This window comes from Sutterella massiliensis (genome assembly GCF_016899755.1).
Lineage (GTDB): Bacteria > Pseudomonadota > Gammaproteobacteria > Burkholderiales > Burkholderiaceae_F > Sutterella > Sutterella massiliensis.
Genome location: NZ_JACJJC010000013.1, coordinates 13,345 through 29,105, shown reverse-complemented (window position 1 = coordinate 29,105; position 15,761 = coordinate 13,345). Strand labels below are relative to the sequence as shown.

The 15,761-nt window shown below is 64.1% G+C and carries 7 protein-coding genes; 3 read left to right on the top strand and 4 right to left on the bottom strand.

Going from position 1 to position 15,761, the window contains the following annotated elements:
• Positions 1-14: 14 nt before the first annotated feature.
• The 3 genes from H6A60_RS08485 to H6A60_RS08475 all read left to right on the top strand — a co-directional run bounded on the left by H6A60_RS08485 (position 15) and on the right by H6A60_RS08475 (position 9,536).
• A complete protein-coding gene (locus H6A60_RS08485; RefSeq protein ID WP_205103444.1) occupies positions 15-6,146 on the top strand; it encodes an alpha-2-macroglobulin in 6,132 nt (2,043 codons plus the stop codon).
• 202 nt (positions 6,147-6,348) lie between these two features.
• Positions 6,349-8,874 carry a penicillin-binding protein 1C gene (gene pbpC / locus H6A60_RS08480; RefSeq protein WP_205103442.1) on the top strand — a complete coding sequence of 842 codons (2,526 nt, stop codon included), beginning with the start codon at positions 6,349-6,351 and terminating at the stop codon, positions 8,872-8,874.
• A 176-nt stretch (positions 8,875-9,050) separates the two neighbouring features.
• Complete coding sequence (locus H6A60_RS08475; protein ID WP_205103440.1) at positions 9,051-9,536, top strand: hypothetical protein; 486 nt, start codon at positions 9,051-9,053, stop codon at positions 9,534-9,536.
• A 411-nt stretch (positions 9,537-9,947) separates the two neighbouring features.
• On the opposite strand, the gene purF is transcribed toward H6A60_RS08475, so the two are convergent.
• The 4 genes from purF to H6A60_RS08455 all read right to left on the bottom strand — a co-directional run bounded on the left by purF (position 9,948) and on the right by H6A60_RS08455 (position 15,649).
• The gene (gene purF / locus H6A60_RS08470; protein ID WP_205103438.1) at positions 9,948-11,465 is read right to left on the bottom strand and encodes an amidophosphoribosyltransferase; all 1,518 of its coding nucleotides are present in this window, start codon (positions 11,463-11,465) and stop codon (positions 9,948-9,950) included.
• A gap of 329 nt (positions 11,466-11,794) precedes the next feature.
• Entirely contained in the window at positions 11,795-12,298 is a 504-nt protein-coding gene (locus H6A60_RS08465; protein ID WP_205103437.1) for a CvpA family protein, read from the bottom strand.
• Positions 12,299-12,563: 265 nt separating this feature from the next.
• A complete protein-coding gene (locus H6A60_RS08460) occupies positions 12,564-14,027 on the bottom strand; it encodes an SPOR domain-containing protein (RefSeq protein ID WP_205103435.1) in 1,464 nt (487 codons plus the stop codon).
• 203 nt (positions 14,028-14,230) lie between these two features.
• Positions 14,231-15,649 carry a bifunctional folylpolyglutamate synthase/dihydrofolate synthase gene (locus tag H6A60_RS08455; protein WP_205103433.1) on the bottom strand — a complete coding sequence of 473 codons (1,419 nt, stop codon included), beginning with the start codon at positions 15,647-15,649 and terminating at the stop codon, positions 14,231-14,233.
• Between the last annotated feature and the right edge of the window lie 112 nt (positions 15,650-15,761).

Here is a 15,761-nt window from a genome sequence, read left to right as displayed (position 1 = left end):
AAGGAGGCTCGTCAATGGCACGTGCGCTTTTCAACCGACTTCCGCTTGCTGCGGCCCTTTCCGCACTCGGCATCATGGGACTTACCGCTTCTCAGGCGCTTTCCGCTGCACCTGCCGCCGAAGTTGCAGCAGGTTCGCAGAAAGAGGCATCCCGCGCCCAAGAGTCGGGAACGATCCGACTCGCTCCGGAAGCGCAGGCACCGACCTCTTCGACAGCGCCCCTCATGATTTACCTCGCGCCGGACGAAAAAGCCTGCAGGAAGCTCTACGGCGACGACTGGGCCGTTCGCTGCAACGTCAACCTCGGTCGCTACGGCGCAGAAGCCGCAGGCGTTAAGCTCACGCCTGCTGTCGCAGGCCGTTGGCAGTGGTACGGACCGTCAACACTCGCTTTCATCCCTGAAAAAGCATGGCCGGCCGGAAAGAAATTCCATGTTTCGCTCGCGAACCTGGCTATGCCGCTGCGCGTGCGGCTCGCCGCCTCGGGGCTTGACGTCGAGACGCCGCCTCTCACCGCCAACGCAAGCCGCAGCGAATTCTGGCTTGACCCGGCCGTTGACGGCATGCGCTACCTCTCGTTTGACTACCAGTTCACGACGGCGCCCGACCGTGCGACGATCGAGAAGAACTTTGCCGTCGACACGTCGAAGTGCGAAGGCCTGCGGCTTGAGAAGCCCGAATTCATTTGGAACGCTGCCGGAGACGGCGTTTTCGTCAAGGTGAAGGTCCTTGCGCTCCCGAAGACCGCCGGCGCCGTGCGGGCAACGATCAAGGGCGTTGCCGCCAAATTCGATGAGAAGAACGGCCGCTTCACCGTCCCGAAGGGCTTTGAGACGGCCGGACTCGACCTGAGTCTGCCGGGCATCGACACGCTGTTCCGCGTCGAATCGGCACGCGTCTCAAGCGTTCGAGACGAAAAGCTCGACCTCGAATACGAGGCGGTGCTTCGCACGACGCTCTCGATCGCACCCGAGAAGCTTCTCGAAGCGCTTGAAGTCTATGCGCTCCCCGCGAAGCTCTCCGACGCGCAGGCAAGCGAAACCGACTGGCGACAGGCGCCCGTCATTGACGACGAGGTGCTCTCGCGCGCCAAGCGCATTGACGTGCGTGCGGCAGACGCGGCCATCACGATTCCGACGAATGAAATCAAGATTCGCCTCAAGGCGCCGGCAGGCACGTTCCTCTACTGGAAGCTCCCGAAGGGCTTCGGGCCCGGCGAAACGTTTGCCTTGAACGAAGACTGGCGCACGGTACTGCTGCTGCCGGCCGCGAACGCCACGCTCAACTTCCTGCAGCCCGGCAACGTTCTCACGATGGCGGGCACGCGCAAGCTCTCGGTGGCCGCCACGGGGCTCGAGAAGATCCGCTGGCGCGTTGCGCGCGTCAAGGACGACTTTCTTGCACTCGCATCAACCGGCTTTCGCGTTCTCTCGAACCCGAGCGCAGACAACCTCGTTGAAGCGGGTTCGGGTACGATTGAACTCGGCGCTCTCTCGCCCGCAACCGCCGCGACGGCGCGCTTCACGACGATCGACCTCGAGAAGCCGCTCGCCGACATGGGCGCGGGGATCTTCCAGGTGACGCTCGAAGGCGTTCGTACGGACAAGGAAAAGGGCGTTGAGCGCACGGTCGTGACCGCCATGAAGAAGGTGCTTGTCACAAACACGGCGCTGATCGTGAAGCGCGCGGCCGACACGTCGATCGACGTTTTTGCCGCGGACTTCGCAACGGGCGAACCAGCCGCAGGCCGCACCGCAGAACTTCTGGCCGCGAACGGCACCGTGATCGAAACCGTTCAGACGGACGCGAACGGCCGAGCACACTTCCGTCCGACCGCGGGCCTCACCCGCGAGCGTCTTCCCGTTGCGGTAGCCGTCAAAAGCACGGCCGAGGCGGCGAACGGTCAAAAGGGTTCGAATCCCCCCTTCTCCGCCAAACTCAAAGATCTCGCCTGGCTCTCGCTCGCCGACCAGAGCAACGTGAGTCCGTTCATGCGCTTTGATGCGGCAGGTCGCCGCACGGACGGTGCTGGCGAAGAAGCGCTCGCCGCGCTTGTCTTTGCCGATCGAGGCGTCTACCGCTCGGGCGAAACCGTTCACTTTGCGGCCGTTCTGAAGCGCGCCGACGGCAAGCCTGTTTCGACGGGCATGCCCGTGACGCTGCGCGTCTCGGACGACGCGGGCCGAACACTCGAAACGAAGACGGTTGAAGCGCCGGCCGACGGGCTGTTGTCGCTCGACTGGCAGATTCCTCGCACGCAGCTTCCGGGACGCATCCGCTGCGACGCGGCGCTCCCGGGGTCCGACACGGTCATTGCGAGCACGACCGTCGTGCTCGAAGACTTCGCCCCCGAGACGCTCGCGCTTGAAGCCGAGCTTCCCAAAGATAAGCGCGACGCCGCGTGGCTCGCCCCCGAAGACATCACGCTCGAGACGCAGCTCACGAGCCTCTACGGCGCGGGCGCGACGGGCCGGCGCATCGAAGGGCGCCTCCTTGTCACGCCGCTCTTGGGACTCACCTTCCCCGACTGGAAGGACTACACGTTTGAAGCTCCCGGCCTCATTGCGGGAACAACCTATCTCGGCTCGCCCGAATCGCGCGACCTTGACGCGGCACGCACCGATGCCAAGGGGACGGCTGCCGTGACGCTGCCGCTTGCCGAAACGCCGATCGAAGGCTGGGCGCAGGCGCAGGTCTCTTTAGAAGGCTTTGAAGCCGAAGGCGGACGCGCCGTTACCGAGTCGCTCTCCTTCATCGTTTCGCGCGCCGAAACCGCGCTCGGCTGGCGTCTGATCGACACGCCGCAGCCGCTCACAGGGCTACGCGCAGGCAAGGCGGCGACGATGGAAATGCTTTTGATCGACCGCAGCGCCGAGCCCGTTGCAAACGCGCAGCTTTCCGTTTCTTTCGCCAAGCGCCGCTACGTCACCGAACTCGCGACGGATGCCTCGGGGAAGCCCGTCTACCGCGATCGTCCCGTCTCGGAAGCCGTCTCCGAAACGGCGGTCGAAACCGATCCGAACGGGCGACTCATGCTGCCGCTCGAAACCGAACACCCGGGCGACTGGCTTCTCACGGTGCGCGATGCGTCGGGCACCGTTCTCGCAGCCATCCCCTACCACGCGACGGGCAACGAACCCCGCGCGGGACTTTCGGCTGTGCTGCCGAGCGCCGAAGTGCGCGCTTCGACCGACCGCAGCGCCTATGAAGCGGGCGAAAAGATCGCCGTCTCCATCCTCTCGCCGTTCGAGGGGTTCGGGCTTTTGACACTCGAAGCTGACGGCGTCGAGCGCGCTCACTGGATCAAGGTCCGCGCGGGCCAGAACGCCGCCGATTTTGAGGTTCCCGAAAACTTCGCCGGAAAGGGCTATCTGCGGCTTTCGCTCGTGCGTGGCCAAAAAGATGCGGGCAACTACCTCGGCGGCTATGCCGAAGCCGTGATGCCCGTGACGCTCAACCGCAAGACGCATGCGCTCGGCCTGACGCTCGAAGCGCCCGAAACGAACGCCTCGCCCGCGGCCGTCCCCGTCACGATCAAGTCGGAAACACCTGCGCGCGTCTTCCTTTGGGCCGTTGACGACGGGATTCTTTCGCTCACGAATTTCCGCACACCCGATCCGATGCGCGCCATCCTTGAAGATCGTGCGCTCGAAGTCGAAACCCGCCAGGTGCTCGACAAGCTAATGCCGGACGCCTCGGCGCTCGGCACGCTCCTGCCCCCCTTTGGCGGCGACTTCGAATCGGCGAAGATCGCCGCCGGCTCGGCGATGAACAATCCCTTCAGCCGCACGGCCGAAGCGTCCGCCGTCTGGTGGGGCGGCTTGGTTGACGTGGGGCCCGACCCCAAGACCGTCATGATGACGCTCCCCTCGGGCTTTAACGGCAAGGTTCGCGTAATGGCCGCCGGGGCATCGGAGACGCGCATCGGGAGCGCCTCGCGTGAGACGGTCGTACGCGCGCCGCTCGCGCTCGACGCGATGCTCCCGCGCGCCGTCGCGCCGGGCGACCGCTTCCGCATGGCGGCGCTCGTGACACCGAAGGATCCGATCGAGGGTGCAACGGGCACGCTCGCCATCACGACGCCGCCCGCTTTCGGCCTCTCGCGCGTGGAATTCCCGCTCGAATTTCTCGACGAGGGCGGCGCTCGGATTTCGGGCGACTTCACGGCACCGAAATACCCGATGACGGCCGCGATCACGTTCGACGCGCGGGTGAACCCCGAAGCACGGGCGGATGCTGCCGCGGGCACGCAGTCGAACGAGACGCAAAAGACGGAAGAGAAGCCGGGCGAAGCGCTTCACGCCGAACGCACGATCGAACTTTCCGTGCGGCCCGCCGCCATTTTGAAGACGACGCTTTCGGGCGGTCGCTTTGGCGAAGCGCCCGCGAAGACGAAGGCGACGGCGAAGGCCGCCGCCGACAAAACGGCAACCTCGCAGGCCGCGGCTGCCGCGGCTCAAGCGGTTGCAACGCTCGCGCCCGACGTGCGCACGCTTTCGCTCAAGGGTGCGCTCTACCCCTTCGACGAAGAAACCGCTCTCACGGTGTCGCGCCGTCCGACGGCACTTGTCGCCAACCTTGCCGATCAGTTTGAACCTTCGCCTTGGGCGCTCGCCGACGAGACGATTGCCGCGGCGCTTCCGCTTGCGTATCTCGCCTCGAACCCGAGCGACCGCGCCGCCTACGCGGCGATCTTCGCGGGCCCCGAAGCCAAGGACCCCGCCACGCTTGAGCGCTTTGAGGAAAAGATTCTGCGCGACGCGCAGGACAAACAAGCCAAGGCGCTCAAGGCCATTCGCGAGTCGCTCGGACACGACGGCATGCGCGTCTTCCCGTGGCTCGAGGGAAATCTCTTCCTCACCGCGTGGACCGCGGACTATCTCCTTTCCGTGGCTTCGGGCGACACGGCCGAAGCGCTCGGCGGCGTGCCGCCGGAACTCATACGCGATGTCGCGCGGCGTCTGCGCGGTCTGGTCGAGCGCGAGCCTATGACGCTTGATGAAGCGCGTTCGTGCGCATACGCCCTCTGGGTGCTTGCGCGCGAAGGCACAATCGTGACGGGCCGCATGGCGTCCTTGAAGGCGCTTCTTGAAGAGCGCTTCCCCGAGTGGAAGAACGATTCGACCGCCGTCTTCCTCGCGGGTGCCGCGATGACGATGCGCATGCGCGACGAAGCGATGGCGTTTCTTGAAGCGGGGGGCGGGCGCATTTCAACCGCCCGCGCGGGCGGAGACTGGTCGCCCGAACTCGCCGCTGCGATGACCGCCACCGTCTTTGCGCAGCCCGACTTCCGGATCCATCCGCGAGCAAACTTCTGGAAGGAGCTGATGCTCGAAGATCTGCGCGCCGCGCTCTCGGGCGGACCGCTCTCGCCCGTTTATGCCGCCGCGGCTGCACGCGCCGTCGTACTCAACACGAACCCGCTTGCAGACGCGGCGACCGCGCCGACAACGACGACAACGACGACAGCCGCCGCCGGTACGGCAGCGAGCACCGAGCAGACGAGCGCAGCAGCCGCTGCGCCCGCCATGCCAGAACTTGTCTGCACAGAGCGCGCCAAGGGCTTCCGCGGCAAGGCCGACGTCTTCACGAAGACGACGGACGCCGTGAAGCTCGTGGCCCCGGGGTGCCTCGCCTTTGAAGTGCGCGGCCCCGAAGGTGTTGCGCTCGACGACTGGTTCTGGTCGCTGCGCCGCCAGGGCTATGCGGTCGATCCCGCCGAGAAACCTGTCAGGAACGGACTCTCCGTCTCGCGCCGCTACCTCAATGCGCAGGGCGAAGCGGTCGATCGCTTCCAAACGGGCGAACTCGTGACCGTTTCGATCACGCTGCGCGGCACGGCCGCGCAGGGGCCGACGCGCTTGACGGACGTGGCGGTAACAGACCTCCTGCCGGGCGGCTTTGAGCTTGCCGACGGGCCCGGGGTCGGTCCCGAAGGCGCGCTCTCCTTCATGCGCGCCGAAGACCGCATGCGCTTTGTCGCCCGCGAGGTGACGGCCGACGAGGCGACCTACGTCTATCGCGTTCGCGCGGTGACGCCCGGCGTCTTCACGGCGCCCGCCGTCGAAGCACAGTCGGTCTTGCACCCTGCCGTCAATGGCGCCGGCGTCGCGAGCCGCATCACGATCGAGGATGCTCTAGAGTAACGGTAGAAGGATGCGCGGCTTCGCAGCACGCCTGCGAAGCGGCCGGGCATCCGCATAACGACATCTGACCGGAGGCGGCGCTGCGCTTGACGCGAAGCCCATCGCTTCTTCGCTTGTTTCCCGCGCTTTTGCGGCGCACTCGGGCTTCTTGGCCTGCGCCCAAGAGCGTCACGCGAAGCTTCAGGCGCGACGCCGATTGCACATGACCGATCGCGAACCCGGGACGCAGCCGAGCGCTGCGCCCCCCGGTGTGAACACACAAACGCTCGAAAAGCAGCGGCCGCAAGCGCCTCAGACACCTCAAGGCGCCGCTCGCAAGCCCGCAGGCGGACCGCAGAAGCCCGCTAAGCGCCACCCGTTCCTGCGTGCGCTCGGCTGGTGCTTTGCGCTTCTCACCGCCTTTCTGATTGCTTTGGGACTCCTTTTCTGGTGGTGGACCGAGAGGCTCGCCGAAGAACCCGCGCCGCCGCTTTTGGACGGCGTCCCCTTCTCGAACGCCGTTTATTCGGCCGAGGGCGCCCTCTTGCACCTCGCGCCCGCCTCGGACGGCATTTATCGCCTGAAGACGCCGCTTTCTGCCATTGCCAAGGAGGCGGTCATTTCAACGGTCTTTTACGAAGACCGCTACTACCGCAAGCACCCGGGCGTCAATCCCCTGGCGCTCGTGCGCGCAGCCTTCGCGACGGCAACCGGCAGCCGTCCGATCGGCGCCTCAACGATCACGATGCAGGTCGCGCGCATGCGCCTCAACCTCGAGACGCGCTCGATCAAGGGCAAGCTCGCGCAGATCGAAGCGGCCTTGCGCTACGAAGCGCACTACACGAAGGACGAGATTCTCGAGGCCTATCTCAACCTCGCGCCCTACGGCGGCAACATCGAGGGGATCAGCGCCGCCGCACGCCTTTATTTCCACAAGGAAGCCGGTGCGCTGCTGCCTGTCGAGTCCCTCGGTCTCGCAGTCGTGCCGCAGAACCCCGTGAAGCGCCGTCCCTGGGAGGGTCCCGAATTCGACAGCGCGCGCGTGCGGCTTGCCAAAGCGGCTGTTCGCGAAGGCGTCTTCCCGCGTTCCCTCGAACCGGCGCTTGCCGGCCCCATTGCCGTAGCAGACCCCAGCCAAAGCCCTTTTGAGTCGCCGCACTATGTGCGGCTACTCGAATCCATGCACTCGTCGGCAGGCGAACGCATCCGCGGGACGCTTCGCCTTTCGGTGCAGCACCGAATGGAATCGGTGATCTCGCAGGCGCTTTCGCGCCTGCGTCCCTGGGGCATCAGCAATGCGGCCGTCGCAGTCGTTGACGCGCGCGACAAGTCGCTTCTCGCGCTTGTGGGCTCGGCGGACTTCTTCAGCGACGAAATCGCGGGCGAAGTGAGCGCCTGGCGCGCTCCGAGAAGTCCCGGCTCGACCCTGAAGCCTTTTGTCTACGGCTTGGCGCTCGACCAGGGGCTCATCCACTCGAAAAGCATCCTCTCGGACAGCCCCACGAACTTCGCGGGCTATGCGCCCGAAAACGCCGACGGGCACTTTCGCGGTCCCGTGAACGCCACGGCAGCCCTCGTCGAAAGCCGGAACCTGCCTGCGATCGAGCTTGCGGGAAAAATTCGACCGGACCTCTACTCGCTTCTGGAGCGGGCGGACGTACACCTGCCGGCGCCGCGCTCGCACTACGGTCTCTCGATTGCATTGGGCGGCGCCGAAGTGACGATGGAAAACCTCGCCTCGCTCTATGCTTCGCTCGCCTCTTCGGGCCTCTGGTCGCCCGTACGCTTCACGGCGGATGCGCCGCGCGACGCTGCGCCCCGTCCGCTGCTTTCGCCCGAGGCCGCCTGGATCGTCGGGCAGATGCTCGAAAGCCGCGGCGAGTCGATTCGTGTCGGCGGCAAGCGCTTTCCCCTCATCTACAAAACGGGCACGAGCAACGGCTTTCGCGACGCTTGGACCGCGGGCTGGGTGGGCCCCTACGTGATCGTCGTCTGGGCGGGCAATTTCGACGGACGACCGAACGGCTACTTCCGCGGCGCAACGCTTGCCGCGCCCCTCTGGCGAGAAGCGGCTTCGCGCTTGGCTGCCGACCCGTCGCTCGATTGGCCCGAAACCGCTGCGACGGGAAGCGCTCGTACGCAGGTACCCGAAGGGCTCCGCGTCGTTGAAGAATCCGTCTGCCGCGCTACGGGCGACGTCGGCAACCGACTCTGCCGCGACAAAACGCCCGCCTGGTTCATTCCCGGCAAATCGCCTGTTCGCGATTCGGGCGTCTTTCGCGAAATTCTGATCGACAAGACGACGGGGCTTCGCGCCTGCCGAGAGGCGCCGGGCCGCACGGAAAGACGCGTCTGGGAGTTCTGGCCGAGCCACTTTCAGCGCATGTTCCTGGCTGCGGGGATCGTGAAGCGTCCGCCGCCCCCGTATGAACCGGGCTGCGAAGCATATGCGAGAAGCGGAAACACGCCGGGCGGCGCTGCCGGCGACCCGCCCGTGATCCTCTCGCCGCAGCGGGGCGTCGCCTACTTCACGGGCACGGCTGGTCGCTCTCGCGCAGCGGTTATTCTCGAAGCGGGGCTTGCCGCACAGGCGAAAACGGTCTACTGGTTTGACGGCAGCGTCTTTCTCGGGGCGGCCCGAGGCGGACGTGCCATATCGAAAAGCTTTTCGCCGGGCGAACATCGAATCACCGCGACCGACGACCTCGGACGAAGCACTTCGGTGCGGCTTCTCGTACGTACGCCGTAGCGCTGGAGAAAAAGACTTGTTCTTGGATCAGCCTCGCACTCGAATCCGGATACAGGTCTTCACGATTCTTTGCCTTCCTTGAACTTCCTTTTCACCGTAGGCTGTCGCTGCCGCGCTATCGTTGAAGCAAGGAAATGAAGCCGCTTGTCGTCTCAGGCGGTACTTGGAGGCTAACTATGAAAACGCAGAGCCTGCTCGGCGCGCTTGCCGGCCTCGCTGCTGCGGCAGCACTTGCTTTCACTTGGTCGGCGCCCGCTTATGCGCGGCCGCCGGGACCGCCCCCCGGCGGCTTTCACGGCGGTCCGGGCTTTCACCGTCCGCCCCCGCCGCCACCCGGCTTCCACCGTCCGCCGCCTCCGCCGCGGCATCGCCACCATCGGCGTTACTGGAACGACTGGGGCTTCTGGGGACCGCTCGCTTTGGGCGGCATCATCGTGGGCGCCGAGCTCTACAACCGCCCCGAGCGCGTTGAGGTTGTCCCCGTTCCCGTACCGCAGACACCCGTCGTGCCGCAGGCTGCGCCCGCAGTACCCGCGCAGCAGTATGCATGGTACTGGTGCCCGACCGCGCGCGCTTTCTATCCGGGGGTGGCAACCTGCCCCGTGCAGTGGGAGGTTGTAATGGGAACGAGCGCAACCAATCCGCCGCAGCCGCCGCAATGAAGGGCAGCACCGGCAACAAGCGGCTCGACGGCGCTTTCCCTGCGTCATCGAGCCGTTTTTATAGAGCGGTGCGCTTCGCTCTCCTTCAGCTTTCGGTATAAGGCAGCTTCCGTCCGACGCCGCGTTCTTCAAGAGAAAGGCCCCGATACGATGCTTCCATAAGCACTGAACTTCGGATTAAAGAAAGCGAAGGACTTTCGCTTCAAGCGCTCCAGGTCGATTTTGTATTAGCTAATCGCCCATTAGCTAAACGGTCGTCAGGTCTTTTGGCTTTGCTAGAAAAGACTTTTCATGAAGCTGCCAAGCTTTCCGAGCGTCCCAAACGAAGTACCCAAGAAAAAGCGCCGCAAGGTTCGCAACCAAGCGGCGCTTTCTTTACGGCGATCGAATCGAAGTCGAATCAAGTTCCGTTTAGCTCACGGGCTGCTCGGCCTCGCCTTCGTCCTCGTCATCGGCCTTCTTCGCGGGCTTGGCATTTGCGCCGCCAATGCGCGCGAGGTATTCCTCGGTGACGGTGCCCGTAACATATTCGCCGTCAAAGCACGAGCAGTCAAAGCGCGTGATCGAGGGATTCATGTCGTGAAGCGCGTTCTTGAGGCCGTCGAGCGTCTGGAAGACCACGGCGTCGGCGCCGATCACCTTGGCGACTTCTTCGGCGGACTTGCCGTCGCCGCAGATGAGTTCGGCCTTCGTCGGCATGTCGATGCCGTAGACGTTCGGATACATCACGCGCGGCGCGGACGAGGCGACGAAGACCTTCTTCGCACCCGATTCGCGCGCCATGCGTACGATTTCCGTCATTGTCGTGCCGCGCACGATCGAGTCATCGACGAGGAGCACGTTCTTGCCTTCGAATTCGACGGGCATCGCATTGAGCTTCTGACGAACGCTCTTCTTGCGGATGGCCTGGCCTGGCATGATGAAGGTGCGGCCGACATAGCGGTTCTTGATAAAGCCTTCGCGATACGAGAGGTTGAGGCGAGCGGCGAGCTCCTGCGCGCACGGGCGGGAACTATCCGGAATCGGCATCACAACGTCGATCTCGGAGAGGTCGAGCTTTTCCTTCACGGTTTCGGCGAGGTATTCGCCAAGACGCAGGCGAGCGCCGTAGACGTTGATGCCGTCGATCGTCGAATCCGGACGCGCGAAATAGACGTACTCGAAAGCGCAGGGATTCGATTCGGGGTGCTCAGCGCACTGGCAGGTCGTTGCATTCCCTTCAAGGTCGATCCAGAGGGCTTCGCCCGGCGCGAGGTCGCGCTCGACCTTGAAGCCCATGCCGATCATCGTCACCGATTCCGAGCTCACCATCCATTCCTTGGCGCCCGACTCGGTCGTGTTCGAGCCGAAGCAGATCGGACGAATGCCGTGCGGATCGCGGAAGGCGAGAAGGCCCTTGCCCGCGAAGAGTGCAACGACGGCGTAGGAACCCTGCACGCGCTTATGCACTTCGCGAACGGCCGCAAAGGCGCATTCGGCATTAAGGCGCTTATTGACCGTGACGCGCGAAATTTCGTTCGCGAGCACGTTCAGAAGCACTTCGGAGTCGCTCGTCGTGTTGATGTGACGATGATCCATCTCGTAGAGCTCCTGCGTGAGCTCTGCGGCATTGGTGAGATTGCCGTTGTGCGCGAACATGATGCCGTAAGGGGCGTTCACGTAGAAGGGCTGCGACTCCTGGTTGGAGCTCGCGCACCCCTGCGTCGGGTAGCGCACGTGACCGATGCCCATATTGCCCGTCAGATCGCGCATGTTGCGCGTGCGGAAGACATCGGTAACGAGCCCCATGGCCTTGTGAATGTGGAAATGCAGACCGTCGAGCGTCGCGATGCCGGCGGCGTCCTGACCGCGATGCTGCAGCAGCAGGAGCGCGTCATAAAGCCGCTGATTGACGGGTTCGTTCGAAAGAAGGGCAACAATGCCGCACATGGATGGAACCTCGGGAAAAAAGTTCTTGCGTGCGTCGTGCGACAGGTCGGAAAGGCCTTTCGCATGACGGGTTTCGAATCAAACCGAGAGAGTAGTCGAAAGCGCGGCTCGATGCGCAGGCAAACCCGCATTTCAAAGCTTTAAATAAAGCTTTTTGTGAAGACTTTATAGATCGAATTGTGCGGTTTTCGTATTTTCCCGGATAACGATGAACGAAGCTGCTGCGTCTCTTCGCTCGGCAGTCAAGCGGTCCCGCCAATACGATTTCGCCCGGCTCTCCTGCGAGAGTCGGGCGAATCTCTAAATGTTTTTCGACGCTACGCTTCGCGTCAAATGCCGCGGCTGCCTTTACGCACTTCCGAGAGCCAATCGGGAAGATACGGCGTCGCCCACTCGATGACGGTTTCCGCGGGCCCGATCAGAATCGACTGGCGCCACATCTTGCTCGAGTGAATGGACTGCGGAATGCCGAAGAGAAAGACACAGGCACAGACGACCACGACGCCGCGCACGAGCCCGAAGACGGCGCCGAGCGCGCGGTCTTCAAACGAAATCTCGGCAACTTCGAGGAGCTTGCGAAGAAGCATCCCCAAGAGACCGCAGCCAAAGAGCACCGCCACGACGATCAGAACCGACGCAATGATGACGCGCGGCACGTAGCCGATGCTCTCGAGCGGAATGTGCTCCGCAACGTCGCCCGCAAAGTTCATCGCGAGCACGATCCCGACAATCCAGCCCGCAATGGCGAGCACCTCGCGCACGACGCCGCGCACGATGCCGACGACCGTCGAGAGAAGAAGAAGAGCAATGATGATCCAGTCGATTTCGGTCATGTCAGTGAATAAGGCCGCAGTCGACCGCGGGCGGCGTCCGTAGGGCGTGCCTGTCGGGTCGGGAAATAGATGATGCGCTTGTGGGTGTCGGCCGGCAACAGGACGCAGTAGCCTGTGGCGGGGCCGCACCGAACAGGTCGGGCTATTCTAGCGGAACATGATTGCGGCGCGGCATTGCTTGGGCGGCGGCCGTTTCAGGCCGGACGCCCGAGCACGCACGCGCCGCCAATCCTTAGCGAAAATCTTTCGAATGTTCAATCGGCCGTTACTGCAGACCCACGATGGGCTTCGAGGCAATGCCGTTCAAAACAATCGTACCCACAACGCCTTCGGCTTCCTTCTTGGTCTTGTAGAGACCGACGCGCACGCGCCAGAGCGTCGTCGCCTTGCGGTCGACAGCCGCTCGATAGGCGGGAAGCCCCAGGAGCGCGAGTTTCTTTACCGTGCGCTCGGCTTCGAGTTCGGAGCTCGTCGCCATCACCTGGACGTAGAAGCCCTTGCCCGTGGGCGGCGCAATGCCGACAGAAGGCGCAGCGGGCTTCTTGACCTTTTCTTCTGTCTTGCCTTCGGCCTTTTGGGGCTGAGCATTGGATTTCGCCTCGGTCTTCGAATCGGGCTTCGCAGCCTTGCCGTCGGGCTTCTGCGCCCCGTCGGCTTTGGGCTTATCCTGCGCGGCAGTCTTGGCAGCACCGGCCGCAGCCCCTTCGGCAGCGCCCGTCGGTACCGAAGGCGCCGACGCGGCTGCTGAGTCGCTTGCCTCGATCGGATCGGGCACGTCGACCGCATCGGGCGGCACGGGCGGCACTTCGAGCGTCGCCGTGTTGTCGCTCACGCTCGGAATCGTGGTGTCGATAGCCGCCGTTTCGAAGCTCGATTCGCTGTCGAGAATAAAGGGCGCCGCCACGACGACGGCCAAGAGCAGCGCCGCTGCGCCCACAAGACGATGCTTGGTGCGGCGGCGCGCAATGATTTCATCTTCCGTCAGCTCGCGCACAAGAGGCACCTTGCGCCGCTTTTCGGGCGCTGCCTGCGGTTCGCTGATGACGTGTTCTTCGATCGGCTCCTCGGGCTCTTCAGGCTGCACCGCCTCGAAGCGCTTGCGCGCACGAGTTTGGGAAGCCGTCTTCTTTGCGGGCGCATCTTCTTCGAACGCCTGCGCGGCTGCGGGCATATCAAGGTCGAGCACGGGCGAGGCCGGTTCGGGCGAACGCGCTGCACCCTCGAGATGAATGCTCGCCCCCGAAAGAGCGTCAATGCCGGAGTCACCGTCCGCCTTTGCAGGTTCTTCAACGGGCGTGCGAAGGTCGACGGGATCGGGCTCGACCTTGGTCTCAAAGGCGGCGGGAGCAGTCTCGGCGGCAGCGCGTTCGCGCGCCTGCGCCTTTTCTGCGGCCTGCGCCTGTGCGGCGATGCCGTATGGATCGAACGCTTCGCGTGCGGGCTTGACTTCTTCAAAAGCGGGCGGAATACCGCCTGTCGACTGCGGCGCACTCGAGAGGGCACCGGCACTTGACGGGCTTACGCCGTCCGCACCGAGGCGAACGGTCTGCGGCGTCTGCGCGGGTTCGCCGGGCATTGCGCGCGGCGGCTCGCCCCAAGGGGCCGAGGTCGGCGCGCCGGACGAAGCGGGCGCAGCGCCCGACGCGTCGTCGCGCAGGCCGTTCGCGCTCGGTTCGCGCCGTTCGTCCCGACTTTGCGGATTTTTTCGGAATGGATTGAAGAACGACATCGCCAAAAATTCCTTTCGAGCTGCCTGGAGGATTCCGCACGAGGCGCCCGTACTTTGCGTCCGGAAAGAGCCGCATGGGCTCTTCGGTGTTATTCGGTGCGCTACGCTCTGTTCTTTCGTGTTTCGGCTCCGGGCTGGGCGCGAACTCGGGATCCGGCCGCTTGAAAAGCTTAAACGCTTCCCTCGGCGCGCAGTACTTACTGCTAAAACCCGCGTGCGGCACGCTTTTCGAGCGCTTCAAGCGCTTCGGTAACCGTGACAAAAGAACCGAATACGATGATTCTATCAGCGCCCGATGCTTGCGCTTCTACGTTTTGCAGGGGTTTCGACGGCGAATTCGGTGTCAGAAAATTGCCGTCGACTTCATTTGATTTTGAGGCAAGCACCGCTGCGTCGAGCGCCGCTTCGATCGAAGGAAACGCTCGAATGCACTCGGGCGCAACACCGGCGGCATGCATCGCCTCGGTAAGATTGGCCAAATCCGCACCGCGCGGCCCGGGAAGTCCCGAAACGAACCACTCGTCGATTTCGTCCTTCACGAGCGCGACAACACTTTGGCGGTCCTTGTCGCGCAGCATGCCGAAAACAGCGAGCGTGCGCATGCCGGGGCGCGCACCGGCGTGCAGATTTTCCGCGAGCACAACCGCCGCCTGCGGATTGTGGCCGACGTCGAGAATGATTTCGGGATTGTCGGCGACAGTCTCAAAGCGTGCACGAATGCGCGCCGCCCGAAGCCCCGTCTCAACGGCCTGCCGATCGATTGCGACCCATTTCTCGCGTGCGGGCCAATCGCAGCGCGCGAGGAGCTTTTCACGCAATCTCAAAAGCACGGCAAGCGCACCGGCCGCATTTCGGTACTGGTTCTCACCGCGCAGCCCCGGCGCAGGCAGATGCGTAAGCCGCTCGCCTCGGCATTCAAAGTCGAAGGCCCCGTCCTCGGCACCTTCGCTATGACGCACGACAAAGTCCCTGCCGCATTCGAGATAGTCCGCGCCAATCGCCTTGGCGTAAGCGCGAACGCTCTCGGGCGCATCGGGATCCGCACAGACGGCGGGCGCACCCGACCGGTAGACGCAGGCCTTCTCATAGCCGATCGCTTCGCGCGTGTCGCCCAAAATCGCCGTGTGATCGAGCCCGATCGTCGCAATGACGGCCGCATCCGCATCGATCGCGTTCATGGCGTCGAGCCGCCCGCCGAGACCGATTTCAAGGATCACGACGTCGGGTTCGGCGCGCATGAAGCACGTCAGAACGGCGAGTCCCGTGAACTCGAAGTACGTGAGCTTAAGTTCCCCTCTCGCACGCTCGACGGCTTCCATGGCCGCAACAAGCGTGGCGTCGTCGGCCTCCCTGCCGTCGATAAGCGCCCGTTCGTTGAAGCGCAGCAAGTGCGGCGACGTGTGAAGTGCCGTCTTCATTCCCGCCGCCCGGCAAATCGATTCGAGAAACGCACAGGTCGAACCTTTGCCGTTCGTGCCCGCCACCGTGATCACGGGGCAGTCGAAGCGAATGCCGAGGCGGCGAATCATTTCGTGCATGCGCTCGAGACCGAGCACCATCGGTTGTTCGTGAATCGACTCGATGTAGGCGAGCCAGTCGTTGAGCGTTTTAAGTTGCGGCATGGTGGCAGGAAGGAAAAAACGGAGACTGCAGAAAAGGAAACGCCCGAAGACGTCGCATGCGCTGGAAGCTTGCGGCCGCTTCGGGCGGGTTCGAGCGATGAGAAAGTCTCTC

Excerpts from the sequence above, each read along its gene's own strand:
- H6A60_RS08475 (WP_205103440.1), top strand. The coding sequence starts at position 9,051 with ATGAAAACGCAGAGCCTGCTCGGCGCGCTTGCCGGCCTCGCTGCTGCG.
- H6A60_RS08455 (WP_205103433.1), bottom strand. The coding sequence starts at position 15,649 with ATGCCGCAACTTAAAACGCTCAACGACTGGCTCGCCTACATCGAGTCG.
- H6A60_RS08460 (WP_205103435.1), bottom strand. The coding sequence starts at position 14,027 with ATGTCGTTCTTCAATCCATTCCGAAAAAATCCGCAAAGTCGGGACGAA.
- purF (WP_205103438.1), bottom strand. The coding sequence starts at position 11,465 with ATGTGCGGCATTGTTGCCCTTCTTTCGAACGAACCCGTCAATCAGCGG.
- pbpC (WP_205103442.1), top strand. The coding sequence starts at position 6,349 with ATGACCGATCGCGAACCCGGGACGCAGCCGAGCGCTGCGCCCCCCGGT.
- H6A60_RS08465 (WP_205103437.1), bottom strand. The coding sequence starts at position 12,298 with ATGACCGAAATCGACTGGATCATCATTGCTCTTCTTCTTCTCTCGACG.
- H6A60_RS08485 (WP_205103444.1), top strand. The coding sequence starts at position 15 with ATGGCACGTGCGCTTTTCAACCGACTTCCGCTTGCTGCGGCCCTTTCC.